Here is a 24,808-nt window from a genome sequence, read left to right on the forward strand (position 1 = left end):
GAATTTTGATACACTCATTTTTGGTGGAATACTTACCAGCATATGTACATGATCTGGACATGCATTTGCTTCTATTATCTCTACTCCATTTCTTATACATATCTCTCGTAGTATCTTGCCGATTTCTCCTTTATATTTCCCATATATTATCTGTCTTCTATACTTTGGTGCAAATACTATATGATATTGACACCTCCATTTTGTATGTGTTAAGCTTTCTATGTCGTTACCCATACGACACACCTCCTATGATATTTTGTTTTGCGATTTTCAGTCGCTTTCATTTTATCATAGGAGTTTTTTTGTTCAGAGCTAAAGCCATTTTATCCACTGGCATAGCCAGTGGTTATCAAAGCAAAAAGGAGCTACGCACTAATCACTTAGTGCGACAGCCCCATAGCGGTGAAACGAAACTATGGCCTGGGGAAGAAGAAGAAGAAAAAGAAGAAAAAGAAATAGAAGAAGAAGTAGAAGAATATACGGAGGCTGCCAAGGCTGATTTAAAAGTTAAAGGGAAGCTCAGGGAGGTTATTGATGCTTTTAACAATAATATTCACCCTATGACACCAATGGAGTATGAAAAAATATTGGATTGGGCTGAGGATGTAGAGCCTGGGGTTATTATTTTAGCCATAGAGGAAGCAGTAAAGCACAATGCAAGGAATTTTGTATATATAGAAAGAGTGCTTAATAATTGGCATGACCTGGGGCATAGAACTGTGAAGGCAGTTAATGCCTATAAGAGGGATTTTAAAAAGCAGAAAAAGCATAGCTCTAAGGATTCTGATTATAAGCCTAATGCTAAGGCCTATAAGCTTTTGGATGAGGAGGATAGTGGATATGCTGGTAACTAGTATTTATAATTTAGAAGCAGAACTTCAGGTACTAGGGGCTATCCTCATAGATAATAACAGTATTTGCAGCATCATAGATTTTTTACACTATGAGGACTTTTATAATCCAAGGAACAGCATTATATATAAGACTATGGTGGACATGTACAAAAACAATGAGAACATTGATTTAACAACTTTAGCTGACAGGCTTTCAAATAAGCTTCAGGAGGTAGGAGGAATTACCTATCTAAGCGAGATTTGTGCAAGCTGTCTATCCGCTGTTAGTGTTGCTGCTTATGGGGAGATAGTAAAGGAAAAATCAAATAAGAGAAGGCTTATGGATATTATGAAGGCTTCTATGGAGGATATAAATAAAAGAGATATTAAGAGCAATATACTTATTGATGATATGCAGCATAAGCTTATTAATATTAAATTTTTTAAGAGCTTAGAAGATGGAAGCCTTGAGGAGCCTATGGTGAGTTTTTTAAGCAGGCTTGAAGAAAGGTATAAAAATGGCGGGGATACTGAGGGAATTAAATGTGGCTTTAAGAATTTGGACAAGGCCCTTGGAGGACTTATGCGCCAGGATTTTATTATTCTAGCTGCCAGACCCTCCATGGGGAAAACAGCTGTGGCACTGAATTTAGCCTTGAAGGTAAGTATTGAATCCAAGGCTAATACTGCATTTTTTAATCTTGAAATGGGAAAGCAGCAGATCATCGAAAGGGCTATTGCTTCAATGACCGACATACCACTGAAAAGTATTAAAAACGGTATTTTTGAGGATGATGCTTTTGTAAGCATAGCTAAAGCTAGCAATACTATTATTACTAGCGGACTAAAAATATACGATAAAATTTTTACCCTTCAGGGCATAAGAGAAGAATGTAAAAGGCTTAAGCTTCAAGGAGGCCTTGATGTGGTGTTTATCGATTATCTACAACTTATAAACAGTGAAGAAAAAGCTGAAAACAGAACTCAGGATATTTCAAAGATATCCAGAAGCTTAAAGCTTATGGCAAAAGAGTTTGACATAACGGTTATAGCACTTTCTCAGCTGTCCCGTGCCCCTGAAACAAGATCAGATCACAGACCAATGCTGTCAGACTTAAGGGAATCAGGAGCCATAGAACAAGATGCGGATATAGTTATGTTTTTATACAGAGACGAGTACTATAATGCAGATACTGACAAGCCTGGCATTATTGAATGCATCATAGCTAAAAACAGGAATGGAGAAGTAGGCACTGCAAGGCTCAAGTGGAAAGGGCAGTGTCAAAAGGTTTGGGTGTAGTGCAAGGGGACGTTTCCCTTGCCACAAATGTGAAAATGCTAACATCATGAGGCGGTAGCACAAAAATGATATAATTAAACTATATGAGCATAGCCAGTTTGGTAGTTTTTAATTTTTATGAGTTTAAATAGGTAGCAAGTTAGGTTATAATAATTATAAAGGAAGCCAGAAATATGGAGAGAAGGTTTAAGAAATCAACTCACAGCCATAGGAGGAAAGCAGATATGAACTTGCGAGAGATGTGGAAAAAGTATGAAAATGAAAAAGAGTTTAATCTTTCCGTTCTTCCGGATTTCATTACAAGCCAAGGCATTGAGATTAAATATCAGCCCAATAGCAGCATTGTAACACGGGGTGACTTTCCAAGGTATATTTATTTTATTAAGTCAGGAAGTGCTCTTGGCACAAGAAGTTATGAAAATGGAAATGTGTATGATTATTTTCAGATAAATGAAAGTAATGGCAGTATAGGGCTTTTGGAAATAATGGCGCGCAAAGATAGTTATATTGCTACCATAGTAGCTATTAGTGAGGTTCATGTTCTTCGTATCGAAGCAGCTGCTGTATATGACTTTATCATGTCTAATAATGAAATGCTTCATAGATGCATTACATTGGTTTCACAGGATCTGTATAAGCGATCTGGCAATGATGGAATACTTTATTATTTGGATGGAGTGAATAGAGTACGGTTTTATCTTGCAAACTATTATGAAATGAATAAGAATAATGATGAAGATGTACTTGTAGAAACTCAGTATCAGACCATCGCTAATAATATTGGTGTCAATATCCGCACAGTAGTCCGCAGCATAAAGATTTTGAAAGATTTAAATGAAATTTCCTCCGTAAAAAAAAGAATCATGATATCAAAAGAGCAGCATAAAAAATTACTTAAAAATCTTGAGGATATGAAGGTTTTTCTGTAAGGCATCATAAAAAAATAACTAAATAGCTTTCTATGATAATTATTTATAGGGCGTGAAGGTCGATGATAGGCTTTCATGCCTTTTTATAATATATATGAGCAAAATAATTTAGATAGCGACAAGTGTCCTTTACTGAATTATTTGTCTAGTCTATAATTTGAAATATCAGTTGGCTATGCATAGAAGCCATTACTTACTATGTCATAGGTTGAAAACATTTTAGGTAAGTGAAAGGACATTATAAGAAAATTGACCCAAATTATAAAATAAAAATAATGAGGTGAAAGATTGTGAAAAAGATATTATCATTAATTGTTTCATTAGTATTTTGTACGGTGTTATTTGCAGGCTGCGCAAAAACTCCAGCAAGTAACTCAGATGGTTCAAAGGGTTCGGAAACATCTAAGAAGACTTTAAAGGTTGCTTTACTTATACCAGGAAATCTTGGAGATAAGTCCTTCTTTGATGCTGCAAATAACGGAATAAAGTTAATAAAAAGTGAATTAGGCGCTGAAACTAAAGTTGTTGAAATGGGAACTGACCAAACAAAATGGGAGCCTACTTTACAGGATATTTCTGAAGGTGACTGGGACATAATAATATCTGGAAACTCAGCCAGTGAGCTTCTTAACACAATTGCAGATAAGTATCCAGATAAGAAATATATAAACTTTGATAATGCAACAGATAAGGCTTCAAAGAATGTGTATGCAATGTCATATAAGACTAACGAGGTGTCATTCTTAGCTGGTGCTTTAGCAGGACTGGTTACAAAATCCGATATGCCCTTAGCTAATAAAGATAATGTAATAGGATTCTTAGGTGGAATGGATATCCCTGGAATCAATGACTTCCTTGTAGCATACATTCAGGGAGCACAAAATGTGAACCCCTATGTAAAGGTTATTACTTCTTATGCAGGAAGCTTTACTGATCCAGCAAAGGGAAAAGAGATAAGCAATGCTCAGTATAGTTCTAAGGCAGACATAAGCTTCAACGTGGCTGGAGGCACAGGACTTGGACTAATAGATTCAGCTACAGAAAATAACAAGTATGCTATCGGTGTTGACTCTGATCAGGCAATGATTTACAAAGCAACAGATGCTAACAAAGCAAGTCATATTGTTTCTTCTGCGGTAAAGAATATAGATAAAGCAGTATTAGATGCAGTGAAGAGATATCAGGCTGGAACTTTAAAATATGGAGTAAATGATTCTCTTGGATTAAAGGAAAATGCTGTAGGACTTGCAAAGAATGAATACTATAATGCTCTTCCACAAAATATAAAGGATAAATTAGATGAATTAACAACAAAGGTTTCTAGTGGTGAAATAAAGGTTAAGTCTGGATTTACCATGAGTGCAGGGGAAATAGAGGCTTTTAGAAACTCTGTAAAACCATAACGGATTAACTTTTCTTTGATAACAGATAAAGGGTAGGAGAGAAATCACCTACCCAATTATTTTAGGAGGGTAACTATGGATAATAGTATATTGAGGCTGGAAAATATCACAAAAATCTATGGAAACGGCGTATTAGCTAACAATGGCGTCAATCTAGACATAAAAAAAGGCGAAATCCATGCTATCGTAGGTGAGAATGGAGCAGGTAAGTCTACCTTAATGAAAATAATATTTGGTATGGAGCAGCCCAATGAAGGAAGCATTTATTTAAAAGGACAGAAAATAAAAATTGACAATGCAAACAAGGCTATTGAATTAGGAATAGGAATGGTACATCAGCACTTTATGCTTTTGCCTAGCTTTACTGTTACCCAAAATATAATCTTAGGAATGGAACCTAAAAAGGGAATAAAAATAGATTATGCAAAAGCTGAAAAAATGGTAAGTGAATTTGCAGAAAAGTACAATTTCAGAATAAAACCAAATGATAAAGTAAAAGATTTATCTATAGGTATGAAACAAAAGGTAGAAATAGTAAAAGCATTGATTAGAGGAGCTGAAGTATTAATACTAGATGAGCCCACAGCGGTATTAACTCCACAGGAAACCGCAGAGTTATTTGAGCAGTTAAAACTTCTTAAAAATGAGGGGCATACAATCATTTTTATATCTCATAAACTGAAAGAAGTTAAAGCCATATGTGATAGAATCACCATCATGAGAAAAGGTGAAAGCAAGGGAGTATATAATATTTCAGATGTTACGGAAAGACAGATATCAAATCTTATGGTAGGAAGAGATGTAGTCTTAAAATACGATAAAAAGGAAGCCTCACCTGGTGATGTGGTTTTAAAGGTAGAATCTATTTTCGCCAGTTCACAGGAAGGAAATAAGGTTCTTAATGACGTAAGTTTTTCCTTAAGAAAAGGAACAATACTTGGAATAGCTGGTGTTGAAGGCAATGGGCAAGGTGAGCTCATAGATATAATCACAGGAAGAAGACAAGGGTATACTGGACAGGTTTTGCTGGATAATGCAGATATAAGACAGCTATCTATAGCGGAGCTTAGAAGCAAAGGATTATCTTATATTACAGAAGATAGAATGAGCCTTGGAATTGCTGGGGCAGCTAAAATAAGTGAGAATATTATTAGTAATAGATATAAATCAAAAGACATAAATGGAAAGATACTGACCAATAAAAAGAAGGTAGATGAAATTACAGTGAATCTCATTAAAGAGTATGAGGTTGCTTGTAAGAATGAAAGCCAGTTAATTGAACATTTATCCGGAGGAAACATTCAGAAAGTGGTGGTTGCCAGAGAATGTTCTGTTGCTCCGAAGGTACTTGTAGCTGAACAGCCTACCCGTGGAGTTGACATGGGAGCTGCGGAGGCAATACACAAAAAACTTATAAATATGAGAGATAATGAAACTGGAATTTTGCTAGTGAGTGCAGATATATCGGAGGCTATGGAAGTAAGTGATTACTTGATGGTTATGTACGGAGGAGAAATAGTAGCCTTTATTGATAATCCATCCTCCATTTCTGAAGAAGAATTAGGTGAATATATGTTGGGTATAAAAAGACAAAGTCCGGAAGAAATAAGGAGGTCATGTTGTGGATAAAGAATCAAGATTTGAGATGATCAGAACCATTACAGCAGTTTTAATTGCCACAATTATAGCTTTTATAATAATTTTATTCGTAAGTGATAAGCCTATTTCTACAATAAAATACTTTGTTATAGGACCACTTTTAAAGAGCAGATATATGGGGAATGTAATTGAGCAGGCTATTCCGCTAATATTTTCCGGGGTGGCTACAGCTATATTATTTCAGACAGGGTTATTCAACCTTGGTGCGGAGGGTATATATTATTTTAGTGGTCTCTTAGCAGCCATAGTAGGTATTAAGTTATCTTTACCAGGTTTTATACATCCTGTAGTTGCAATTATAGTAGGGGGCGCTGCTGGTGCAGCTGTAATGGTTATAATAGGGTTTTTTAAAGCTAAATGGAATGCCAGCGAACTTGTAATATCATTAATGTTTAATAGTATATTATATGGAATTGGTTTATATATACTTAACCACTATTTTAAGGAAGTCAATACAACTTCTCTTCAATCAGTAAAGATGCAAGATACGGTGTTACTTGACAAAATAGTTCCAGGTACAAGAATTCACAGTGGGCTTATAATTGCTCTATTGGTAGTTCTTGTGATCCATTTATTCATGTATAGAACTAAGTGGGGATATGCTCTAAGAATGACAGGTTTTAATAAAGAGTTTGCAAATTACTCGGGAATTAATGCTACCAAGGCAATAATCATTGCTAGCCTAGTTGCAGGAGGTGTTGCTGGAATTGGTGGTTCTGTTGAGATAATAGGAATGTACGATAGATTCAAATGGGCAGCTCTTCCTGGGCTGGGCTTTGATGGAGCATTGATAGCCATGCTTGCCAAAAACAAACCTTCAAATGTTATTTTTTCAGCCTTATTTTTAGCTTATATAAGAATTGGAGCAGATTTAATGGCCAGAATGACAAATGTTCCAGCGGAAATGGTTGGAATAATGCAAGGACTGATAATACTTCTTATTTCAGGAAGAAAGTTTATGGAGGGCTATAGAAACAGAATGCTTCTAAAGGGGGTAAAGTCAAATGGATAAAATTATGGATCTTATATTTTCATCAAGTTTTGTTTTTTCCATAATAAGAGTTACAACACCAATACTTTATCCAGCCTTAGGCTCTGTAATTGCTGATAGGGCCGGTATACCTAATATAGGCTTAGAAGGCATTATGCTGATGTCTGCCCTTGCAGGAGTAGTGGGCAGTTACTTTTCAGGAAGTGCTCTAGTAGGATTACTTTCAGCTATAGCAGCAGCTATACTTATGTCCTACTTTCTAGCATATTTCACACTTAAGCTGAAGACGGATGTAATATTAGGGGGTATAGCGCTGAATCTTTTTTCCTCTGGTGCAACCATCTTCATTTTATATTACTTGACAGGTGACAAAGGAACATCAGCTTCTCTGCCTAGTAAGGTTCTTCCTAATATAAATATTCCAATAATTAAGGATATACCCGTGATTGGACAAATAGTATCAGGGCATAATGTGTTAACCTATCTTCTGATAGTGCTGGCTATAGCGGTATGGTATATGTTTAAACATACAGCTCTGGGCTTAAGACTAAAGGCAGTGGGGGAAAACCCTAATGCTGCAGAATCTGTAGGTATAAATGTAAATAAAAATCGATATATTGCTCTAATTATGAGTGGCGTTCTAGCGGGACTTGGAGGAGCCTTTCTTTCTATGGGCTATGTATCATGGTTTTCAAGAGATATGACAGCAGGAAGAGGATGGATAGCCATAGCAGCTGAAGCTATGGGGCTAGGTTCCGTGGTTGGAACTATTCTAACATCAATACTTTTTGGAGCCGCTTCTGCGCTATCAAATGTACTTCAACTTGTAAATATGCCTGTTGAATTAGTCTCAATTATTCCATATGTAGCTACTGTAATAGGACTTGTAATTTACGCTATAAGAGAAACTAAGAAGAAAAAAGAGAAGGGAATAGTTTGATGAGAAAAATAATAATAGATTGTGATCCAGGACATGATGATGCATTTGCAATAATGACGGCTTCAGCTCACAGAGATAAACTTGACACACTGGCAGTAACTACTGTGGGCGGTAATCAAGTATTAGATAAGGTTACAGCTAATGCTCAGAAGATACTTTCTTATATAAAAGAAGATATGCCCCTTGCGGTTGGACAAGCTACTCCTTTAATAAAACCAATTCATACAGGAGAGGATGCTCATGGGGAGTCAGGGATGGATGGCCCTAATTTTCATGAGTATAATTATAAAATTTCAAGCACCAATGCGGTAAAGTATATGCATGATTTGATTTCAGCTTCAGAAGAAAAAGTTACAATCGTGGCTATAGGGCCTCTTACTAATATAGCCCTTTTACTTAGAACCTTTCCAGAAGTAAAAGATAAAATAGAGGAAATATGTTTGATGGGTGGAGGAGTAGATAGAGGTAATCGGACTCCTACTGCAGAGTTTAATATATATGTAGACCCGGAAGCTGCAAAGATAGTTTTTAATTCGGGAGTAGAGATTGTAATGGCTGGTTTGGATGTAACTGAAGCAGCCATGATGATGGATGATGAAATTGAACTCTTAAAGAATAAGGGGAAAGCCTCTAGACTGACCTGGGAGCTATTGCAGTTTTACTCTAAAGCCAGTAAGAGATTTGGATTTGAAGGAAGCGCCCTGCACGATCTTTGTACCATAGTATATTTACTAAGACCGGATTTGTTCAAAGGTGTTAAGTACCATGTAGATATTGAAACCTATGGAGAGTTAACTAGAGGAATGACTGTTGGAGATAAAAGGCCTGTTCCTGATAAAACTCCAAATACTTTAGTGCTCACTGAAGTTCAAAGAGTGGAGTTTATCAAGTTTTTTGTTGAAAGTCTGGAAATATTAGATGAAAGATTAAAACAGTAGGAGTAAGAATTATATGATTCAAAGAGATTATATTGAAAGAGTTTATTCAGGATGGCTTGGAAAAGCTATAGGAGTTAGGCTTGGAGCTCCCATTGAAAACTGGACTTATGAAAGAATAAAAGAGGAGATAGGTGAACCTGAGGGATATATTCATGATTACAAAATGTTTGCGGCAGATGATGATACAAATGGACCAATGGTATTTATAAGAGCTTTAGAGGATTACTCAATAGATGCTGCTGCCCATGAGATTGGTGATACATGGCTAAATTATATAGGAGATACCCATGGCATGTTCTGGTGGGGTGGTTATGGAGTATCCACTGAGCACACAGCGTATATGAATCTCCAGCATGGCATTAAAGCTCCTCTTTCTGGTTCCATAGAGGTGAACGGTCTAACGGTTTCAGAACAAATCGGTGGACAAATATTCATTGATGTATGGGGCCTTATAGCTCCAGGTAATCCTTCACTGGCTGCACAATATGCAGAAAAAGCAGCTAGTGTATCTCATGACGGAAATGGAAAATATGGCGGAATGTTTATAGCAGCATGTATTTCCGAAGCCTTCGTAGAAAAAGATATAAGAAAAATAATTAATAAAGGGCTCTCTGTAATACCAGAGAATTGTGAATATGCAAAAGTCACAAGAGAAATAATGAGATTTTATGATGAAAACCCCTCGGATTGGAGAAAGTGTTTTCAGTATATATATGATAATTTTGGCTATGACAAGTATGAAGGTGGTTGTCATATAATCCCTAATGCAGCAGTTATAATTCTATCTCTATTGTACGGTGAGGGCGACTTCTCTGAAACAATACGTATCTGCAATTTTTGTGGTTGGGATACGGACTGTAACGTAGGCAACGTAGGCTGCATTATGGGAGTAAGAGGCGGAATTGAAGGTATTCCACACTTTTGGAGAAAACCAATAAATGATGTTTTTGTAAGTTCATCCTTGATTGGAGATCTAAATATAGCTGATATACCTCTTTTATCTGCCTACTTAGCTAGATTTGGATATATACTAGCCAAAGAAGAAATTCCATATGAGATAAAATCTTTAGATGAAACTGGTGAAATCTATAACTTTAGTTTGCCAGGATCCACCCATGGCTTTAAAGCATTAAAAGAAAACGTCATATTAGAAAATGTTAATGACTGTCTTAAGGTTTGTATCAGTAACGAAAGTTCAGTTAAAATTTTCAGAAAAACTTATTACAGGCCTTCAGATTTTGAAGATGATAGATATTCACCAGATTTTTCTCCAATAATCTACCCAGGCTACACTATATCGGCGGAAGTAAAAGCTGAGGGAGACTGTAGAATTGCTGCCAGATTATATGTTAAGGATGGGAATTCAAACACATATATATACGGGGATAAAACAGAAGTCTCCAAGAAAGAATGGAGCAACCTGGTATTTAGCATCCCGAAACTAAAAGCAGCATGTTTAGATGAAATGGGAGTAGAACTTTATTCTGATGCTCTAATTAATTATAATGTTTATATAAACAAAGTAGAATTTAAAGCATCACCAAATTATGTTTTGGATTTTTCAAAAGAGTGTGTGCATAAATGGAGCCCCATTCGTAAAACACCATCACAGTTAACCTATTTAAGAGGTATATGGGATCTTGAACAGGGCTATCTAAGCGGCAGCGGTTTTGGAAACTCTGAGAGTTATACCGGCAGCAGGAAGTGGATTGATTATGAGGCGGAATGTGAATTAATACCTGTATGGGGGAAAAAACATAATCTTAATTTCAGGGTTTGGGGCGCAATGCGTTCCTATGCTGCAGGACTTGGTGAAGAAAATAAGTTAATCTTATATAAGAATGTCAATGGTAACTACATTGAGCTTGCTTCTATAAGCTTTAAGTGGCAATATGAGCAGGCATATAAATTACGTATTACTGCCCATAAAAACAAATTTACAGTATATGTAGATGAAAAGAGAATGATAGACTACACTGATACTTGTAACCCTTACTTTAAGGGTCAAGTAGGATTTTCAACTCTTAGCGGATCGCATACTCATTATAAGTATTTAAAAGTTAAAACAATATCAGAAGAGTAATAGAACGCCTTAGCAGGTTATAATATAGATGACCTGCTGGGGTGTTTGTTTTTTTACCTTTCAGTTTCTTTATTATAAAGTATTTTTCCATAGTAAATAAATTTATTTAGTAATTCTATTATTTTTTCTTCTTTTAGATTTACTTATGCAGAGGCTAAGTAAGTGGGAAAGCCACATATACAACATTGGGTGGTTCTTCTGTTAGTCGATAAAAATATATAATCTACGATATGCGAACAAATGTTTGCACAAATTTTATTTCCTTGGTAATAATAACTAGTATAAAGAACTAGAAAGAGAGGATGACTATGGATTATAATAAAATAGAAGATGCAGTTTTAAAGAAAGCAATGGAGTTTTTTAAGGATAATGCAGTAAAGTTCTTCGGAATTGATGCAAAGATAATAGCTCCGGCGGAGACTGAAATAAAAAATATAGAAATAAAGAGTAATTACACAGATTATTTATTCTATACTGAAGATGGGAATTATCTTCATTTTGAATTCCAAACTACCGATAAAAAAGACGATATTAAAAGATTTTTATATTATGATGCGTCATTATTTTACAAGGATAAGAGAAAAGTAAGGACTATAGTGATTTATTCCTCAGATATAAATAATGTGGAAACTTATGTAGATGCAGGTACTATAAGATACGAGGTAGAGGCTTTTTATATGAAAAATTTAAACGGTGATGAAAAGCTAGAATATTTAAGAAGTAAAATTAGCAAAGGAGAACATTTTACAGCTGAAGATATTTTAACTTTAAGCTTTATTCCTTTGATGAGTGGAAAAGAAAGTAGAAGTAAAAGGGCCTTAGAAAGTATAGAACTAGCTGATAAAATGCCAGAAAGCAATGAGAAGTTGCAGTGTTTAACTTTATTATACGCATTATTTGAAAAGTTTGGAGATGAACTTTCTATAAAAAAGTTTAAGGAGGTTATTAGTATGACTGAAATAGGAAAAATGATAAGAGATGAAGGAATAAAGGAAGGTATAAAAGAAGGAATAAAAGAAGGTGAAAAAAAAGGAAAAGCAGAGGGAAAGGCTGAAATACTTATAAAATTAATTATTAAAAAGTTTAAGTCTGTACCAGAAGAATATAAAGAAAAGATAAAAAAATTACCAGAGGAAACCATAGAGATTATAGCCACAGATATATTTGATTTAGAAAAAATTAAGGACTTAGAGAAATACTTTGGTTAGAGAAAACCGTAGGGAATCTAAAGGGTTATAGTGCTATAGTTGGTGGTTAGGTGCGATTTGCCTCCACTATAATAAAACTCACTACAGAAATGTGGTGGGTTTTCCCCATTTGTAAGGAAATTTAGAATTACAAAAGAAGAGTTAGATAAAAGAAAAAATGTAACAGCAGCTCTATTTCTAATTATTTAGTGAGACAACTCTATAGAAATTTTCATTATATATAGTATAATATTTGTTAGAACGTAAAGGGAGCATAATGGGGAGAATATGAAGTACCAAAAGAATGATTAAGTTTGCTTTATGTACAAAGAACAATTTTTGCATTTAATAATTTCTAAAATATAGTAGAACAGATGAGGAAGATAAAGATATGACAATAGAATTAGAAAAATACTACAATAAATTTTGTGAAGATAAAAGATTAACGAGAAAATATGGACAAGTTGAATACCTAACTTCCATGAAGTATATTCATGAGTATCTAGAAAATAATGATAAGGCAAAAATCTTAGACGTTGGAGCAGGCACAGGGAGATACTCTGTACAATTAGCCAATGAAGGCTATGATGTTACTGCAATTGAACTTGTGAAGCACAATTTAGGAGTTTTAAAGTCAAAAGGAAGTACAGTAAAAGCAATGCAGGGAACAGCCTTAGATTTATCAAGATTTCCAGAAAATACTTTTGATATGACCTTGGTGTTTGGACCAATGTATCATTTATATAAATTTGAGGATAAAGTAAAAGCGCTACAAGAGGCAAAGAGAGTAACCAAAGTTGGCGGTGTTATCTTAGTAGCATATTGTATGAACGAATATAGTGTATTAACCTATGGTTTTAAGGAAAATAATATTCGAGCATGTATTGATAATGGGAAACTAAGTGAGGATTTTCATGTTATATCGGAACCAGAAGATTTATATGATTATGTAAGGATTGAAGATATTAATAAGTTAAATGAGGAAGTAAGACTGCAAAGGATAAAATTAATTGCAGCAGATGGACCTGCTAATTATATGCGACCTATTTTGAATGCTATGGATGAAGAGACCTTTCAAATTTTTATTAAGTATCATTTTTCTACCTGTGAAAGACCAGATTTGCTAGGAGCAAGCGCACATACCTTAGATATTTTGAAAAAGGAATAAGGAAAATATAAATTTTTGCCCTCCTAAATTGCTCAGGAGGGCTTGGTTTTTATGCCTAAAAATTGTAGTACTTGAGTTTCTAAAATTGGAATTGAAGCTGATTAAATATGAAAAAGCCACAGCCTTTCACAATGGTACAGCAAACTTATTTATATAATTTGCATAATATAAAGATTAAAGTATACAAAAAGCGATAAAATGTGATATGATTATGTGGATTATGTCGTTTAAGGAGGAAATTATGGAAAAAAATCAAGTTAGTAACGTAAAAATTATTAATGCAGATCCTTCTGCATTAGGACTTTTTGGACTAGCAATGGTAACATTAGTTGCATCGTCACAAAAGTTAGGCTTAACAACAGGATTGTCCTTTGTAATTCCATGGGCAATATTTTTAGGTGCCTTTGCTCAGCTATTTGCTTGTATCAATGATTCTAAGAGAAACAATACCTTTGGTACAACTGCCTTTGGAGGTTATGCATTCTTTTGGATGGGAACTGCTGCATCATGGTTGATAAAAATGGGGGTATTCGGTAAGGAATTAGCCTCAAATGTTGATCCAAAACAATTGGGGTTTGCATTTTTAGGGTATTTAATATTCACCTTATTTATGACAATAGGTGCTATGGAGACTCATAAGGTATTATTTTTTATTTTCTTTTTTATTAATTTTCTGTTTATTGGACTTACCCTAGACAGTTTTGGCATAATGGGTGAATTTCCACATAAGCTAGCAGCTTATTCTGAACTAATTATATCAATATTATCCTTTTATGGTTTTGCTGCTTCAGTGTTAAATCAACATTTCGGAAGAACCTTTTTACCTGTAGGAAAACCCTTTGGAATATTTAAATAAGTAATACTTTGAATAGAGAAAGATAATTATTTCACAGCTCAGAAGATTAAAAACTTCTGAGCTGTTATTTAATTTATTTAAGTTGTTTATCTATATTTCTTTTTTTCCAACCTTGTGTAGAATAATTGCTAGGATTTGAGTTGCAATTCCAAAAATGCAAACTCCATACCATCCAAAGTGGGAATAGCTATAGGGACCTAAAAATGAACCTAATGCTCCTCCAAGAAAAAAGCTGACCATATAAATAGTATTAAGCCTATTACGTGTTTTTTCGTCTAAGGAATGTACTCTTGCCTGATTAGAAACATTACAAGATTGTACTCCTAAATCCAGAAGAATAATTCCTAAAATAAGTCCCCAAATTTTAAAGCCAAATAGAAAGAAGAATAAATAAGCAATTATAACTACTATTATACATATACTTATAGCAAATCTTGTCCCTTTTTTATCTGCTGCTTTTCCCACTATTGGGGCAGCAAGAGCACCGCTAATACCAACTAATCCAAACAAACCTGCCGCTTCAGCTCCCATATTGTAATGAGAACTTTCAAGTAAAAATATAAGTGATGTCCAAAAGATGCTAAAAGCTGAGAACATTAATGAACCGTTAATAGAGGCTTCTATTAAAATTGGTTCAGTTTTTATTAAGTGTATCATTGATTTTAACAGTTGAGTATATTTAATGTCAGAGATAGGTTCGCATAAAGGTAGCAGCTTCCTAAGGATAATCATGAGAGTAAGCATCATAATGGCTGCAATAAGATAAACTGTTCTCCAGCCAAAGTAGCTGTCTAAGATGCCGCTGACTGTACGAGAAAGTAATATTCCAATTAACAAGCCGCTCATTATTGTACCAATGGTTTGTCCTCTTTGCTGTGGATTTGATAGTTGTGCTGCTAAAGGTATAATAAGTTGAGGAATAATAGAAGTAAATCCAACAGCAAAGGAAGAAATTATTAGAATATATATATTTGGAGAGAAGAACATACTCATAAGTGAGATTGTTGAACACAAAAGCATTATTACTATTAAGTTTCTCTTTTCTTTTATATCTCCCAAAGGCAATATAAATATCATTCCAATTGCATAACCTATTTGTGTAAGCATAGCTGCAAAGCCTATGCTTAATTGATCAACATGAAAGGTTTTTGCTATATCAGCTAAAAGGGGCTGGATATAATATATGTTTGCTATAGTAAGTCCGCAAGCTATGGACATGACTAAAATTAATAAATTAGTCAATATGGGTTTAGCTTCAAGATTATTTATTGATGAATTTGTTTTTATAAGGTTGTTATTTGAATGATACATTTATAAAGCACTTCCTTAGATTATAATAATACATTTTATCGAATAAAATTAGTAAAAATCTTTTCTTCCCTTTCTGGCTTTTTGATAACTCCTTGTCCATTTTCAACAAGCTTCATAAGCCAGGCCATATTTTTACCTAATATCCTCATTATTTGTATTCCCTCTTCATCCTGCATTGCTTCACCAGGCAATCTTCCATTAAGAATATTCCAATAGTTTGAAGTAGGAATGAGCATTTCAGAATGATTAATGTAATTATTTAACTGATCGAAGGTTGGAATTCCACCTGCACGTCTTACTGCTACTACTGCAACTCCAACTTTATGTCTTAGCATACTATCATTGGCCTCTGCCACACGAAAAGCTCTATCTAAAAATGACTTCATTGTTCCAGCAATTGCTGAATAGTGTACTGGTGATCCTAAGATTATTCCGTCGGCATATTTCATCTTTTCAATCCAATCATTAACAGGATCAGTAGTAATAACACATTTTCCATTTTTATTTTTTGTACAGTATCCACAAGCAATACATCCTCTAATAGGTTTATTCCCTACGTGAATTATTTCTGTTTCTATTCCTTCTTTTTCTAGTTCGGCAGCAACTATTTTTATTCCATGGTAAGTATTACCCTCTTTATTGGGACTTCCGTTAAAAGCTACAACTTTCATTAATTTTTCCTCCTTATATATTTAATAATATTTACACATTTTATTAATATGGTAGGTATTGATTTAACTGAGGGAGTTCTTGTACCAATTAGGCATCTCAGTAATTTAAGCTTTTCATTAAAATAATTAAACTAATTAGTAAACTGAACGTTTAGTTTATAAATATATAATATACTAAACGTTTAGTATTGTAAATAGTTTTTTTATCTTTAAAACAAAAAAATATATAGTATAATATACGTATAGTTTATTAAGTGTATTATTATAGATTAAATACAGATGGAGGTAATTATAATGGAGAAAAAATTGGGGCGTCCGCGTAGCGAAAAGACTAAGAAGGCTATTCTTTCCGCTGCATATGAGTTATTGCTTGAAAATGGTTTTGGAACTGTTACAATTGAAAAAATTGCTGAAAGAGCCGGAGTTAGTAAAGCTACTATTTACAAATGGTGGCCCAACAAGGCTGCTGTTGTTATGGATGCTTTTTTTGATGCTGCTGTTGTGAAACTTCCAATACCTGATACAGGATCAACTATTAATGATATGATAATTCAAGTAAATAATTTAGCAAAATTTTTAATTAGCCAAGAGGGGAAAGTGATCAATGAAATAATAGCCGAAGGCCAATTTGATCAAAAGCTAGCTGAAACTTATCGTATGATATATTTTAAACCTCGTAGACTTGATTCACGATATATTTTAGAACGTGGAATTTCAAGAGGAGAACTAAAGGAAGGTCTGGATATAGAATTAGTTATGGATTTGATTTTTGGACCATTATTTTATAGATTATTAATAACAGGGGATATGGTAGATGAGGCTTTTATAAAAAATATAATAAATTACGCATTTGAAGGTATTAAAAATAACTAAAAATAAAGTAAAGGACAAAATAAATAATTTGCCAGAAGATACTATTGATGTGATTGCAATGGATATATTTGATTTAGAAAAAATTGAGGACTTAGAGCAGTACTTTGGATAGAGAAAAATTATTATTTGACAGCTCAGAAGAGTAAAAGCTGAAAAGCATATTATTGAAAAAACTATTGATAAATTGTTAGTATTTCACATGGTGAAGATTGGAGAAGAAATATGTTAGAGCCTAAAAGAGCGTGGAAAACATTTGAATCTATAGAAGAAGAATTAGAAAAATTAAGAGAATGGAAGCTTATATCCTCAAAGTCTACGGAAGTAAAACAATTTTATTATAAAGGTGCATATACGGACAAGTCTGTGGAATGTAAGGTGACAGGATTTGTTGATAATAACGAGATAATACTATATGTTAATGGAAATTTGCATAGTATTCATCCGGATTATTTTTTAGACATGCAAAAGAAGGACTTTTCTGAAGATATTTCAGTTGAAGAAAAAGATAGAGATTTAGATAAGAGTCCCAAAAAAGAAAGAGTAAATAAAAAAGAGAAATTAATAATAGTGGATATAGAAACACCCTTTAGTTTTTCACCTAAAGATGGAATAAGGGAAGTAGCAGCTATAGTTGTAGAAGACTATGAGATTGTAGATGAATTACATCTAGCCATCATTAATAATGAAGATGAGTATAAAAAGGGATATGGCTCGGGATTAGATAACATAGAAGAAAACGAAGAGCTAAGAGAAGAATTTAGGAACCTAATTTCTAAATATAAGTATCCAATAGTAGCTCATAATGCTAGCTTTGAAAGAAGCTTTTTAAGCTATTGGAATTGGGTAGATAAAGATCAAACATTTTATTGTAGTATGAATACAATAAAAGCAACAGAAAAATTAAATAGTTATAAATTAAAAGACTTATTAAATCATTATAATATAAAAGATACTCAAAAACATACAGCGATACAAGATGTGTTTGATTTATTAGAATTATTAAAAGTAGTAAAGCCTAAAAAATGGAGTAAATTAGGAATCAGTAGTGATAACAATATAATAAAAAGAAACTATATAGTAGATAAGAAAAAACAAGAAGAAGATAAGGTAAGATTAGAGCTAGCTAAAGAAAATATCATTGAAAACATATTAAATAGTAAGAGTATAGTATTTACAGGAGATACTTTAAAAAGTAGAGTAGAAATATCTGAGCTTGCCATACAATATGGTGGTATTGTAAAAAGCAGCGTAAGCAAAAAAACAGATATATTAGTTGTAGGTGAAAATCCAGGCAGTAAGTTAACTAAAGCCCAAGAGTTAGGAATTGAAATATTGTCTGAAGATGATTTTTTAAAGTTAATAGGTAAAAGCTAGATTAAACTAGCAAATTGATGTAATATGTATTTTTAATGAAGCAAGGATTATATAAAAAAGGTGAAGTTCCTTCAAAAGAGCTGTTGGAGATTCTTATGAGATCAAGGCATAATCCAGGAATACATGAAACCTTAAAAAAGGCCACTGTAGGGGTTGCTGGGCTTGGAGGTCTGGGTTCCAATATTGCAGCCTAACTTGCTCGAATAGGGGTAGGTAAATTAATTCTTGTAGATTTTAATTATGTAAAAGTAAACATGTCAAATTTTAAGGAAGGAGTAGAATATCTTTCATTAAATGAGCTTAATGCTCAATTTTATGACGCTACCCCTCCATGAAAATTTAAATAGAAGGTCGTGCTTCGCCTCCACCATTGAAGCCCTCGACTAATATGATTAGTCGAGGATTTTCCTATGTATAAGTTTAGAATTATTTAAAGTTAAAAATTCTATATTGCAAGAATAATTTTTTTATTATTCTCTAGCACTCTATATGTCAATAATAAGTTCTTAACATTTAAAGGAAAGAATAAGTGCCTTTTAGTAAGTGAGAAATTATGAGGTATATTAAACGCTTCGCTCGTAAGCAGAAATGAGAATAGAGAAGCCCCTTTGCAATTGGTAAGTTTAAGATAGCAAAGGGACTTTAAAAATTAGTTACGTATTAGGAAATCGAAGGCACTTAAGGCTGCATTGGCGCCTGCACCCATTTTAAATTATTATTAACTAATTGATAACATGTGAACCTCCATGTCGGACTTTCACCGATTTTATAACATTCTACCCTAGTTTTTTCGCAAAAACATCAATTAACCCTAAAGTTTCAATTCTATTCTTAATTTCTTCATTATCAGTTGAATAAAGCCCTAAACTTTTCATTCTTTTGAAATATTCTGCTCCAGAAAAAGTATGTCTAATCTTCTTGCCATCAGGCGTTGTTAATCTGTAATTAGAATAATAAATAATATCGCCAATAGTTGTTGAATTTGGTAAAGTTAATAAAGGCATATTGAGTAAAAATCTAACCGAATTATGGCCAGCTAAAGAACCAGTACAAATTGCTTCCGTATGGCCTATGAAGAATCCCGATTTTTCACCAGCACAGAATAAGTTATCCACGCCTATTACTTTCAAATCATTGGTTCTTGGAGCTGCAGCTAGATATCTTATAGAATTACCCTTACCGCCAGAATAGGGATCCATAAATCTAACCTTCTCTAATCCATGAATTTTTCTAAGTTTATCAATAGGATAGAAAGGAGTCATAAGCTTTATGTGACCAGTATCAAGAAATACAAGGTTTTCTGCAAACTGATCAAGAGCATATTGTTGGCAAACCTTAATTCTAAGCTTTTGAGGATTTATGTCCTCTGAAGGAATCTTTAGAACAACTACACCTTTTTTATCTAGTTCACGAACAATATCATCGGATAAACTATCCTTTGGAATCTCGCAAGATCCACTAAAAGCGCCAGGAGTTTCATCTTCACGTATCGAAAATAAATCTTTTACTCCAGCTTTAGCGCTAATACTTACTCTCGAACCAAAGGTGGGACATCTTAGAATGCACATTACACAGCCATTACCGTACTTTGAGCAATTATCCATAGCACCTGTAGAACCAGTAGCATCTATAAACACATCTCCTTCTACCAAACTACCATCTTGAAGTTTTACATACTTGATCTTATTATCATCTTTTTCAATTGTAGCAACCCTGCTAATTAGGTTTAATTCTATACCTAAATCTACTAAGTAATTTCTTACAGCTGGTTCAACTTTAGTTACATCATAAAGGGATGCATGATTGTGTTCAGGAAAGTTTATATTCTTATGCCTAGCATTATCATCCATTAAATGAATTAAGTCTCCTGCACCTAGGTTAATTAATTCTTCTGCTGCAGTATATCTACCATTGTTTCTAAATATTCCTCCTACGTTTCCAAGACCTAAAAGTAAGTCTGTTTTTTCATATAAGATTACATCCGCTCCAGCTTTTTTTGCAGTAATCGCAGCAGCACAACCAGACCAACCACCACCAATAATTATGACTTTCATAATAATACCTTCCTTATTAATAAGTACTAATATTACAATATTTATTAATATAAAATTTGATACCAAATTTTTCAGATTTAAATTAGATTAATTCTGTGGATTTTAAAGGTCACGCTTCGCCTCCACCAGTGAAAAATAGCTATGTAAGCTTAAATTTATGTAGCTATTTTTTTATTTATGAAATCTTTATATAAAAATTCTTTCTTAGTAAGTAATTCATCTGTGTACCTGCCATTTCTAGAAGTAGTAATTTATAATAACCGGTATTTATTGTTATCAGCAAAGAGGACATGCAAGATTTAACTATCGCTTGGCTGTCCTCTTTATTGATAATATGGCTTGAAAACTCTAGATGTACTGTCACTTTGTGCTAATAGCAATCGTGCCTTTTCGATGACTGATCTCCTGGCACCTCGTTGACCACTGTATCCGAGTTAGCCGATGTGTGCAACTGCACGAATTTCAATCAGCTGGCCAGGGAACGCCATACCCGATACACCGACGAGGGTGCCGGCTGGTCGATGGTCGCCCACATACTCTTTGAAAATACTGATGCATTTTTCAAAATGTTCTTGTGGGTCTGTCAGAAAAATCTCCATCTCAGCGATGTTCGACCTCGTAGCATTAAATCCCGCCAGTACGCGATCAAGATTCTCAAGCGTTTGTCTGGTCTGTGCTTCGATATCGCCCTCGCCAACAAACGTGCCCTGCATATCATGAGAGAATTGACCCGAAATGTATATGGTGCCGTTAACGCAGTAGCCTTGGGCGATGCCGTGTTCATCTTCCCATGGAAGACCGTGGCTGTAGGTTTTAGTATTAGTCATTATTATCACTCCTTTACTTTAAAGTAAGCTTAGTATATACTAAGTTCAAATAGAAAAATAGTACGCACTTTATTAATAGGTACTATTCGAAAGGATAGTGTAAGTATGGGTATGGCTGATTTTAATGGTAAAGTTAAAAATATTCAAGATACACCATTTGGTTATACAATGTCAGTGATTGGCGGTAAATGGAAGATGGTTATTATTTACCTTTTAGCAGAAAACCAACCAGTTCGCTTTAATGAACTGAAAAGACAAATAGGAACTATTACTTTTAAAATATTGAGTTCTCAATTAAAAGAATTGGAAGCGGATGGTTTGGTAAAACGAAAAGAGTATCCTCAAATCCCCCCTAAAGTAGAGTACAGTCTGACAGATAAAGCAATAACTCTATTACCCGTTTTGGAAGAGTTGTGTGAGTGGGGAGCAAAAAATCGCAGTAAATAAAAGAAACTTAATAAAAAGTTAAATTTGTTTCTGAAATTTTCTCTTGAAACCAATGAAATATGATGGTAAAATTACTGCTAGAGGATTTATGCAGTGTCCTTATTATGTTTATGTAAAATTATAAAATATGTGAGTATTATCTTGTATATAATTAGAAATTGGTCTAATTGTATCTACCGGGTTACCGTGAATTACCTGACTACAAGAATGATCTAAAGTTTATTCGATTTAGCTTTAGATTATTCTGTAGTCTTTTTTAGTTGGCTGCCTTTTTTGTTGTTTAAAAGTTAGGCTGCTTATTGCATGTGATAACATATTCTAATCAGTGGTGAAAAGCAATGAAAAGCTTGAAGACTATAATGATGGAAAGATTACTGTTAGAAGATCTATGCAGCGCCCATTTTGTGGGTTATATAATATTATAAAATATGTAAGTATTATCTTGTATATAATTAGAAGTTTGGTCTAATTGTATCTACCGGGTTGCCGTGAATTACCTGACTACAAGAATAATCTAAAGTTTATTCGATTTAGCCTTAGATTATTCTATAGTCTTTTTTAGTTGGCTGCCCGGTTTTTATATTTTAATTACCTTGTAATGAAGGTGTATACACTGATGGATTAGTATATTTAGCTAATTTAATTTAATAGAGGGATTTATAAAGGAGGATTTTTATGCAAAAAATTTTTGCTGTTAAAGGCAATATTATATTTACTAAGGAGTTTGGCAAATACGAGATATTTGAAAATGGATATATTGTTGTCCGTGGAAAAAGTATTATAGGCGTTTATAAAGAACTTACGGAAGAATATAGGGAAATAAGAGTAGAAGACCATGGTGATTCTTTAATCATACCTGGTTTTGTTGATCTTCATTTACATGCACCTCAGTTTGGGAATTTAGGATTAGGCCTTGATAAAGAATTAATGCCTTGGCTTGAAGCATACACATTCCCAGAGGAGGCAAAGTTTTCAGATGTAGACTATGCAAGGAAAGTGTATTCAGCTTTTATAAGAGAGCTTTGGAAGAATGGTACGACCAGAGCTTGTGTTTTTGCTACAATCCATAAAAACAGTTCTAAATTGTTGATGGAGATGTTCGCTGAAGCAGGATTATCAGCCTTTGTAGGTAAAGTAAACATGAATAGAAACTCTCCAGAATTTTTGATAGAAACTACTGAAGATTCTATTAATGATACACGTGAAATTCTTGAAGAGTATTCAAAAAAATATGATCTTGTAAAGCCAATAATTACTCCAAGATTTGTTCCTACTTGCAATATGGAATTATTAAAAGCTCTTGGTGATTTGGCTAAAGAATTTAATGTTCCAGTTCAATCGCACTTAAGTGAAAATCAAGGTGAAATTTCCTTTGTGAAAGAATTACACCCAGAATCAAGGAATTATGCAAATGTATATGAAGAGGCAGGCCTTTTCGGCCAAACTCCTACTGTTATGGCTCACTGCGTATTGGTCGATGAAGATGAAATTGAACTTATGGCTAAAAATAAAGTATTTGTTGCTCATAGCCCTAATTCCAACTGTAACCTTTCAAGTGGTATTGCACCTATAAGAAGACTTATATCAAGAGGGGTTCCCGTGGGGCTGGCAAGCGATATTTCTGGTGGACATAGTACTTCAATGCTGGATGTTATTGTTAATAGTGCTCAAGTAGCTAATTTAAAGTGGATTAAATCACATAGGGTAGAGAAGCCATTTACAACAGCTGAACTCTTCTATTTAGCAACAAAGGGTGGTGGTCAATTCTTTGGTAAGGTAGGAAGCTTTGAAGAAGGTTATGAATTTGATGCCCTTGTCATTGATGATAGTTCTTTACCTGCATTTCGACCACTATCAGTTGAACAAAGATTGCAAAAGTTTATCTACACTGGTGATGGCAGAAACATTGCAGAGAGATATGTAGCAGGTAAGAGGGTAGAAGAACCAATTATGTATTAATTTTAAGGCTAGCTGGTATGAACTTAGTCAATTTTATTTTTATAATGAGTAAGAATGCTGGTGACTTTTGAATAGTTTATAAAAAATAAAAGGATATGAGGAAAAGAAATCCAAAGCTAAAAATATTACATATTTTAGATATTTTAAATAAAGAATCTGACGAGGAAAATATCCTTACAATGAAGGATATTGAGGAAAGACTTTGCAATTTGGGCATAAGTGGAGAAAGAAAGTCAGTAACAAAGGACATAGCCTTGTTAAAGGATTTTGGTTATGATATATGATGATAAAGATTTGGAGATTTTAAGAAATTTATAGAAAATTAGAGGGTACTAGTAGTCACGCTTCGCCTCCACCAGTGAAAAATAGCTATGTAAGTTTAAACTTATGTAGCTATTTTTTTATTTATGAAATCTTTATATAAAAAATCTTTCTTAGTAAGTAATTCATCTGTGTACCTGCCATTTCTAGAAGTAGTAATTTATAATAACAATATAAATATATACATGAATGTTAATATTGGTTGATAGACATGGAAAGGTAAGAAAAATATAATAAATATGAAAGGTATGATAAATATGATTAATATAAATTTGAAAAGATTAAGGAAATTGAATCAATATACTCAGGAAGAGATAGCTGAAAAGATTAATGTTTCTAGGCAAGCTGTGGCTAAATGGGAAAATGGAGAGTCAACTCCGGATATAAATAGTTGTATTGCACTTGCAAATTTGTATAACGTTACTATAGATGATTTAGTTAATCATTCAGAAGAAGAGTCAGGAGTTGTGGTGCCGCCTAAAGGAAAACATTTCTTTGGATCAGTTGTAGTTGGAGAACGTGGTCAGATTGTTATTCCTAAAAAAGCAAGAGAATTATTTGATATTAAGTCTGGTGATAAATTATTAATACTGGGAGACGAAGATAGAGGCATTGCCATTGTACATCAACGTGACCTTATAAATTTTGTGGGGAAAATTGGAGTAGCAACAAAGGAATAATAAC

23 protein-coding genes and 2 riboswitches are annotated in these 24,808 nt (G+C 33.8%); of the genes, 18 read left to right on the forward strand and 5 right to left on the reverse strand.

Annotation, left to right across the window (positions count from 1 at the left end; all coding sequences use genetic code 11):
* The coding region (gene tnpA / locus BN2665_RS10760; protein WP_154674924.1) for an IS200/IS605 family transposase at window positions 1-234 on the reverse strand (234 nt) is incomplete at its 3' end.
* A 68-nt stretch (window positions 235-302) separates the two neighbouring features.
* Between tnpA and BN2665_RS10765 the strand changes: the two genes are divergently transcribed.
* The 12 genes from BN2665_RS10765 to BN2665_RS10820 all read left to right on the forward strand — a co-directional run bounded on the left by BN2665_RS10765 (window position 303) and on the right by BN2665_RS10820 (window position 14,287).
* Window positions 303-854 (forward strand): DnaD domain-containing protein, encoded by a 552-nt coding sequence (locus BN2665_RS10765; protein WP_055667134.1) that lies wholly within the window; start codon window positions 303-305, stop codon window positions 852-854.
* Window positions 841-2,133 carry a replicative DNA helicase gene (dnaB, locus tag BN2665_RS10770; RefSeq protein WP_055667135.1) on the forward strand — a complete coding sequence of 431 codons (1,293 nt, stop codon included), beginning with the start codon at window positions 841-843 and terminating at the stop codon, window positions 2,131-2,133. The genes BN2665_RS10765 and dnaB overlap by 14 nt, the downstream gene beginning before the upstream one ends.
* 224 nt (window positions 2,134-2,357) lie before the next feature.
* Window positions 2,358-3,062: a Crp/Fnr family transcriptional regulator gene (locus BN2665_RS10775; protein ID WP_055667136.1), complete on the forward strand. Its 705-nt coding sequence runs from the start codon at window positions 2,358-2,360 to the stop codon at window positions 3,060-3,062.
* Window positions 3,063-3,352: 290 nt separating this feature from the next.
* Entirely contained in the window at window positions 3,353-4,465 is a 1,113-nt protein-coding gene (locus BN2665_RS10780; RefSeq protein WP_207643690.1) for a BMP family ABC transporter substrate-binding protein, read from the forward strand.
* Between the two features lie 75 nt (window positions 4,466-4,540).
* Entirely contained in the window at window positions 4,541-6,094 is a 1,554-nt protein-coding gene (locus tag BN2665_RS10785) for an ABC transporter ATP-binding protein (protein ID WP_055667138.1), read from the forward strand.
* Window positions 6,087-7,136 (forward strand): ABC transporter permease, encoded by a 1,050-nt coding sequence (locus tag BN2665_RS10790; RefSeq protein WP_207643691.1) that lies wholly within the window; start codon window positions 6,087-6,089, stop codon window positions 7,134-7,136. Before BN2665_RS10785 ends, BN2665_RS10790 begins: the two co-directional genes overlap by 8 nt.
* Window positions 7,129-8,055 carry an ABC transporter permease gene (locus BN2665_RS10795; RefSeq protein WP_055667139.1) on the forward strand — a complete coding sequence of 309 codons (927 nt, stop codon included), beginning with the start codon at window positions 7,129-7,131 and terminating at the stop codon, window positions 8,053-8,055. The genes BN2665_RS10790 and BN2665_RS10795 overlap by 8 nt, the downstream gene beginning before the upstream one ends.
* Complete coding sequence (locus tag BN2665_RS10800; RefSeq protein ID WP_055667140.1) at window positions 8,055-8,993, forward strand: nucleoside hydrolase; 939 nt, start codon at window positions 8,055-8,057, stop codon at window positions 8,991-8,993. Before BN2665_RS10795 ends, BN2665_RS10800 begins: the two co-directional genes overlap by 1 nt.
* A 13-nt stretch (window positions 8,994-9,006) precedes the next feature.
* On the forward strand, window positions 9,007-11,076 hold the full coding sequence (locus BN2665_RS10805; protein ID WP_055667141.1) for an ADP-ribosylglycohydrolase family protein: 2,070 nt from the start codon (window positions 9,007-9,009) through the stop codon (window positions 11,074-11,076).
* A 308-nt stretch (window positions 11,077-11,384) separates the two neighbouring features.
* Window positions 11,385-12,284, forward strand: coding sequence for a DUF4351 domain-containing protein (locus BN2665_RS10810; protein ID WP_055667142.1), 900 nt, complete (start codon window positions 11,385-11,387; stop codon window positions 12,282-12,284).
* Between the two features lie 370 nt (window positions 12,285-12,654).
* Window positions 12,655-13,431, forward strand: coding sequence for a class I SAM-dependent methyltransferase (locus BN2665_RS10815; protein ID WP_055667143.1), 777 nt, complete (start codon window positions 12,655-12,657; stop codon window positions 13,429-13,431).
* Window positions 13,432-13,672: 241 nt separating this feature from the next.
* A complete protein-coding gene (locus BN2665_RS10820; protein WP_055667144.1) occupies window positions 13,673-14,287 on the forward strand; it encodes an acetate uptake transporter in 615 nt (204 codons plus the stop codon).
* A gap of 90 nt (window positions 14,288-14,377) precedes the next feature.
* Here the strand turns inward: BN2665_RS10820 and BN2665_RS10825 are convergent, their stop codons facing one another.
* Window positions 14,378-15,598, reverse strand: coding sequence for an MFS transporter (locus BN2665_RS10825; protein WP_055667145.1), 1,221 nt, complete (start codon window positions 15,596-15,598; stop codon window positions 14,378-14,380).
* 35 nt (window positions 15,599-15,633) lie between these two features.
* Window positions 15,634-16,269 carry a flavodoxin family protein gene (locus BN2665_RS10830; RefSeq protein ID WP_055667146.1) on the reverse strand — a complete coding sequence of 212 codons (636 nt, stop codon included), beginning with the start codon at window positions 16,267-16,269 and terminating at the stop codon, window positions 15,634-15,636.
* A gap of 294 nt (window positions 16,270-16,563) precedes the next feature.
* Between BN2665_RS10830 and BN2665_RS10835 the strand changes: the two genes are divergently transcribed.
* Both BN2665_RS10835 and BN2665_RS27465 read left to right on the forward strand, forming a co-directional pair.
* A complete protein-coding gene (locus tag BN2665_RS10835) occupies window positions 16,564-17,142 on the forward strand; it encodes a TetR/AcrR family transcriptional regulator (protein ID WP_055667147.1) in 579 nt (192 codons plus the stop codon).
* A 222-nt stretch (window positions 17,143-17,364) separates the two neighbouring features.
* Entirely contained in the window at window positions 17,365-18,516 is a 1,152-nt protein-coding gene (locus tag BN2665_RS27465) for a BRCT domain-containing protein (RefSeq protein ID WP_055667148.1), read from the forward strand.
* A 776-nt stretch (window positions 18,517-19,292) separates the two neighbouring features.
* Here BN2665_RS27465 and BN2665_RS10845 read toward each other — a convergent pair.
* Complete coding sequence (locus BN2665_RS10845) at window positions 19,293-20,570, reverse strand: FAD-dependent oxidoreductase (RefSeq protein WP_055667149.1); 1,278 nt, start codon at window positions 20,568-20,570, stop codon at window positions 19,293-19,295.
* 434 nt (window positions 20,571-21,004) lie between these two features.
* On the reverse strand, window positions 21,005-21,397 hold the full coding sequence (locus BN2665_RS10850; RefSeq protein ID WP_055667150.1) for a RidA family protein: 393 nt from the start codon (window positions 21,395-21,397) through the stop codon (window positions 21,005-21,007).
* A gap of 105 nt (window positions 21,398-21,502) precedes the next feature.
* Between BN2665_RS10850 and BN2665_RS10855 the strand changes: the two genes are divergently transcribed.
* The 4 genes from BN2665_RS10855 (at window position 21,503) to BN2665_RS10870 (ending at window position 24,804) form a co-directional block, all read left to right on the forward strand.
* Window positions 21,503-21,844, forward strand: a complete 342-nt coding sequence (locus BN2665_RS10855; protein WP_055667151.1) for a winged helix-turn-helix transcriptional regulator — start codon at window positions 21,503-21,505, stop codon at window positions 21,842-21,844.
* A 121-nt stretch (window positions 21,845-21,965) separates the two neighbouring features.
* A riboswitch (purine riboswitch) is annotated at window positions 21,966-22,066 on the forward strand.
* Between the two features lie 200 nt (window positions 22,067-22,266).
* Window positions 22,267-22,368, forward strand: a riboswitch (purine riboswitch).
* Between the two features lie 151 nt (window positions 22,369-22,519).
* Window positions 22,520-23,803, forward strand: a complete 1,284-nt coding sequence (guaD, locus tag BN2665_RS10860; RefSeq protein ID WP_055667152.1) for a guanine deaminase — start codon at window positions 22,520-22,522, stop codon at window positions 23,801-23,803.
* 95 nt (window positions 23,804-23,898) lie between these two features.
* Entirely contained in the window at window positions 23,899-24,087 is a 189-nt protein-coding gene (locus tag BN2665_RS10865) for a hypothetical protein (protein ID WP_055667153.1), read from the forward strand.
* Between the two features lie 294 nt (window positions 24,088-24,381).
* Complete coding sequence (locus BN2665_RS10870; protein ID WP_055668374.1) at window positions 24,382-24,804, forward strand: helix-turn-helix domain-containing protein; 423 nt, start codon at window positions 24,382-24,384, stop codon at window positions 24,802-24,804.
* The last annotated feature ends 4 nt before the right edge of the window (window positions 24,805-24,808 follow it).

Source organism: Desnuesiella massiliensis (assembly GCF_001403615.1).
In the GTDB taxonomy this organism is placed as follows: Bacteria; Bacillota; Clostridia; order Clostridiales; family Clostridiaceae; genus Desnuesiella; species Desnuesiella massiliensis.